At 42.1% G+C, this 4,698-nt stretch carries 2 protein-coding genes; both read right to left on the bottom strand.

The window, feature by feature from the left end; genetic code table 11:
* Positions 1–191: 191 nt before the first annotated feature.
* Positions 192–3,731, bottom strand: a complete 3,540-nt coding sequence (gene smc, locus GEZ85_RS09845; RefSeq protein WP_153210175.1) for a chromosome segregation protein SMC — start codon at positions 3,729–3,731, stop codon at positions 192–194.
* A complete protein-coding gene (gene rnc, locus GEZ85_RS09850) occupies positions 3,722–4,420 on the bottom strand; it encodes a ribonuclease III (RefSeq protein ID WP_000661487.1) in 699 nt (232 codons plus the stop codon). Before rnc ends, smc begins: the two co-directional genes overlap by 10 nt.
* Positions 4,421–4,698: the final 278 nt, after the last annotated feature.

Here is a 4,698-nt window from a genome sequence, read left to right on the forward strand (position 1 = left end):
GATTTCGGAACTTTGAAAACTTCAAAAAACGGATTTTTATCGCTCTGAATATCAAAAAAGAAAGGACGAAATTTGTCCTTTCTAGATATTAGCTTTTCTTCAACCCACTACAGTTGACAAAGAGCCTAAAAATCATTCAAGATGTTAGTTTTAAAAAATAGCACCTCTTAAGAGATGCTATCGTTTGGTAACTAGTCTACTGTTTCTTCCAAATCTTTTAACTTCACCGAAACAATTTTTGAGACACCTGATTCTTGCATGGTCACTCCATAGATAGAATCGGCCGCTGCCATGGTTCCCTTACGGTGGGTTACGACGATAAATTGACTGTCCTTATCAAAGCGGTTTAGGTAATCTCCAAAGCGTTTGACATTGGCTTCGTCCAGCGCAGCCTCTACCTCATCCAAGATAACAAACGGAATAGTCTTAACTCGAATGATAGAGAAAAGCAAAGCAAGAGCCGATAGGGCTTTTTCCCCACCACTCATGAGGTTGAGAGACTGGATTTTCTTACCCGGTGGTTGGACAGAAATCTCAACCCCAGCTGTCAGCAGGTCTCCCTCAGTCAAGATCAGGTCAGCCTGACCTCCGCCAAACATCTGCTTGAAGGTCACTTTAAAGGACTCACGAATAGCCTCAAAGGTTGATTTAAAGCGTTCCTTAACCTCATCATTCATTTCTGTAATGGTTTCAAGGAGCAAATTTTTCGCTGATAAAATATCATCTCGCTGGCTATTTAGGAAATCCAGACGGCTGTGTACTTCTTCATACTGTTCAATAGCATCCAAGTTGACAGGGCCCAGCGAGCGAATAGCCTTCTCTAAATCCTTAACCTCTTGCTCTGCCAGATTGAGATTTTCCAACTCATGCGCCTTTTCAAGAGCTTCAGTATAGCTAATCTGGTACTGGTCTGTTAATTGACTTTGTAGATGGCGCAAGCGCTCGCTGACCTTTTCTTTCTTGGCTTCAGCACGAGTTTGCTTGCGAATCCACTCTTCATTCTGCTGGCGAGCCTGGTCCAAATGACTGGCAATATCATCCAGCTGACCTTCTATATCATCCAATTCAAACTGCTTGCGAATCAAATCTTGTTGGAGATTTGTTTTCTGAGATTTGGCTTCTTCGGCCTGCTGACTGAGCAAATCCGTATCAACTTTCTCAAGATTGTCAACTTTTTCTTGGAGCATACGCTGGATTTCCTCTTGTTCGATATCTAAATTATCCAATTCCTTGCCTAAACGCTCAATATCAGCCACTTCATAACGTTTTTGCCCTTGCAGTTCTGTCTTAAGTAAGCGAGCTTGCGATACCTCTTCCTGCAAGTTTTGATAGCGTTCTTGGATGGCATTTTTGTTAGACTTAATCTCTTCAATCTCAGCTTCCAGATTTTGCTTGTCACTGGCGATAGTAGTAAGGCGCTCTTGGCATTTTTCCTTATCCGTTTGCCAATCTCCCTCAGAAAGACGATTTAATTCTTCTTCTTGAAGTTTCCAAAGAGTTTCCAGTTCTTCAACTTGCTGACTGGTCTGCTGATAAGCAAGGGACAAGCCCTGCTCCTTAATACGAGCCTGCTCACCTTGAGATTTGATGGCTTCTAATCTTTCTGTCAATCTAGCCATCTCATCTTGCAAGGCCTTCAAACTCGCTTCATCTGTACGCAAGCTTGCTTCTTCTTCAGCAATTTCTTTTTGTAATTGTTCCAGTTCTGGCTTGATGAAAATGCTATTATTCTGGCGATTAGCTCCACCTGCATAGGAACCACCTGTACGTAACTCTGTCCCATCAAGGGTTACCATACGAACCTGATAACGAACTTGACGAGCTGCCGCACGCGCATGTTCTACGGTATCAAAGATAGCCGTCGTAGCTAGCAAGTTCTTGAAAATAGCTTCCAACCTATTATTGAATGTCACCAGCTCATCAGCCATACCCAGAAATCCTGGACTTGCAGCAATAGCATCTTGGTTCTGACTAGAAATCGTACGCGCCTTGATTGTTGTCAACGGAAGGAAGGTTGCACGACCAGCTCTGTTTCGTTTAAGGAAATCAATCGCCTTGGTTGCCGCGTTTTCATCTTCTACGATGATATGCTGACTGCTGGTTCCAAGCGCAATCTCTAGAGCAGTTTGATAATGCACATCAAAGGTCAGGTGCTCACTAACTGCTCCAATAATCCCACCAAGGCGGTCTTTTTCTTGGAGAACACTCTTAACACCTGCATAAAAGTTACTATGATTTCTCAGGATGTTTTCCAAACTTTGGGCTCTAGCCTGCTTGTTTTTGAGACTATCCAGACGGTCAAAGAGTTGACTTTGTTGAGTTTGATAGGAAGTTTTCTGCTCCTCTTGCTCCTTGGCACAGATTTGATAGTCGGCCAATAATTTCTGAACCTGTTCCTTGGCAGTTTCAAGCTCTTCTTTTTGCCGACTAGCCTTCTCTTTAGCTGTAGCCAACTGTTCTTTCAGCTTTTCTAATTGATCTGCTTGTTTTTGAGAAAGCTGACGACTATTTTCCAACTCGTTTTCGATACGGGTCAACTGGTTTGAAACATCCGCTTCTTCTTGTAAAAGGGCTACAAAGCGTTCACGCAAGAGCTCAATCATCTGATCGGGATCATCTGAAAAAGCTAGTAATTCAGCCTCTAATCGATTCAGTTTTTGATTATTTTGGACTAGATTTTCCTCTAACAGAGCTAAAGAGCTTTCCTTATCAGATTTTTCTTTGCTGAGTGAATTTCGCTTATCCTCTAAAGTAGCCAAACGGGCTTGTGCTTCCTGTTGATTCAGGGCTACTTGCTCGGACTCCAGTTTTGATAGGGCTAATTTTCTCTCTAACTCACTAATCAAACTGGTCAAGTCCATCAAACTGCCTTGGTCTTTGGCCATTTCAGTCTGTAAATCTTGGCGTTGCTTTTTAAGAGTTTGATTTTCTTCTTCTAATTTTTCTCGCTTTTGGTAATAGTTCGTCAATAGTTCCTGAACCTGAGCCAACTCTTCTTCTGTCGACTCTAGTTCATCCTTATTATCCTTGATTTGAGCAACCAGCACGTCTAAATAAATAGCCTTACGTTGACCTTCCAAGTCTAGAAACTTACGGGCATTCTCGGCTTGTTTTGCAAGGGGCTTGATTTGATTGTCCAACTCGTAGATAATGTCCTCTAAGCGGTCTAGATTATCTTGAGTTTGCTGCAGCTTGCTCTCAGTTTCTTTTCTGCGAGTCTTGTATTTCAAAACTCCTGCAGCTTCTTCGAAAATAGCACGACGTTCCTCAGGTTTGGAGTTAAAAATCTCCTCAACCTTGCCTTGGGAAATGATGGAGAAAGAATCTCGTCCCAAACCTGTGTCCAAGAAAAGATCATGAATATCACGTAGACGGACTTTCTTGCCGTCAATTTTGTATTCACTATCCCCACTACGATAGATATGGCGTTCTACTCTGATTTCTTGACCTGCATCCTTGATAAATCCGTCATGATTATCCAGAGTTACAACTACAGAAGCATAATTGAGCGGTTTGCGACTTTCAGTTCCAGCAAAAATGACATCAGGCATCTTGCCGCCACGGAGACTCTTGACACTAGACTCCCCCAAGGCCCAACGAAGACTTTCTGTAATATTGGACTTTCCAGATCCATTGGGTCCAACAACTGCCGTCACACCTTGGTCAAAGACAACCTTAGTCTTGTCAGCAAAAGACTTGAATCCCTGAATTTCGATTTCCTTTAAATACATGAATCCAGCCCTTTCTCAACGGCATTTTTGGCAGCTTCCTGCTCTGCTAATTTCTTAGAACGACCTTGACCTTGACCAATGCTCTTACCTTCAACTAGAACTTCTACATCAAATACCTTATCGTGAGCAGGACCCGTTTCAGAAATCACCTGATAACGGATAGCCACATCCCCATTGACCTGAAGTAACTCTTGGAGATGGGTTTTGTAGTCTGTAATCATCTCAAATTCGCCTGCTTCAACCTTAGGAATCATGACTTGGTAGATAAATTCCTTGACCTTGGCCACATCCTTGTCCAATAGGAGGGCACCGAGGAAGGCTTCAAAGGCATCGCCAAGAATGGTGTCACGATTTCGACCACCAGATTTTTCTTCCCCCTTACCCAGCTTGATAAACTGGTCAAACTGGCAATCACGCGCAAAGCCAGCCAAACTCTCCTCGCGGACAATCATAGCACGAAGTTTGGACAAGTCGCCTTCAGGCTTTTTAGGATATTTTTTATACAGATATTCTGAAATCAATAACTGTAGAACAGCGTCTCCTAAAAATTCCAAGCGCTCATTGTGTGAAATTTTTAAGAGGCGGTGCTCATTGGCATAACTCGTATGAGTAAAGGCAGTTTCCAGTAAGTTTTTGTCTGCAAATTCGATTGCAAAATGGTTCTTTAGTACAGTTTGTAATTCTTTCATACCAACCTCTTTCTAACTGATAACAGTCCTTTTTATTATATCAAAAAAAGCCCCCTGAGTCACTTTAAAACGGGACTGGAGAGCATTTGGGAATTCTTTAAAAAGAGATTTTCAGTTTTAAGGGCCAATTTAGGGCTGTGTAAAGAAAAAAGGCTCTATAATATTTGTAGTGGGTAACCCCCCTATAGATATTATGGAGCCTATTTTTGTGTAGAAAAAAAGTCCCATATAACCTATAATGAAAAGCGACTAAACAACTCATTAGAAAGATTCATATG

The organism is Streptococcus mitis (genome assembly GCF_009496205.1).
Taxonomy (GTDB): Bacteria; Bacillota; Bacilli; order Lactobacillales; family Streptococcaceae; genus Streptococcus; species Streptococcus mitis_BN.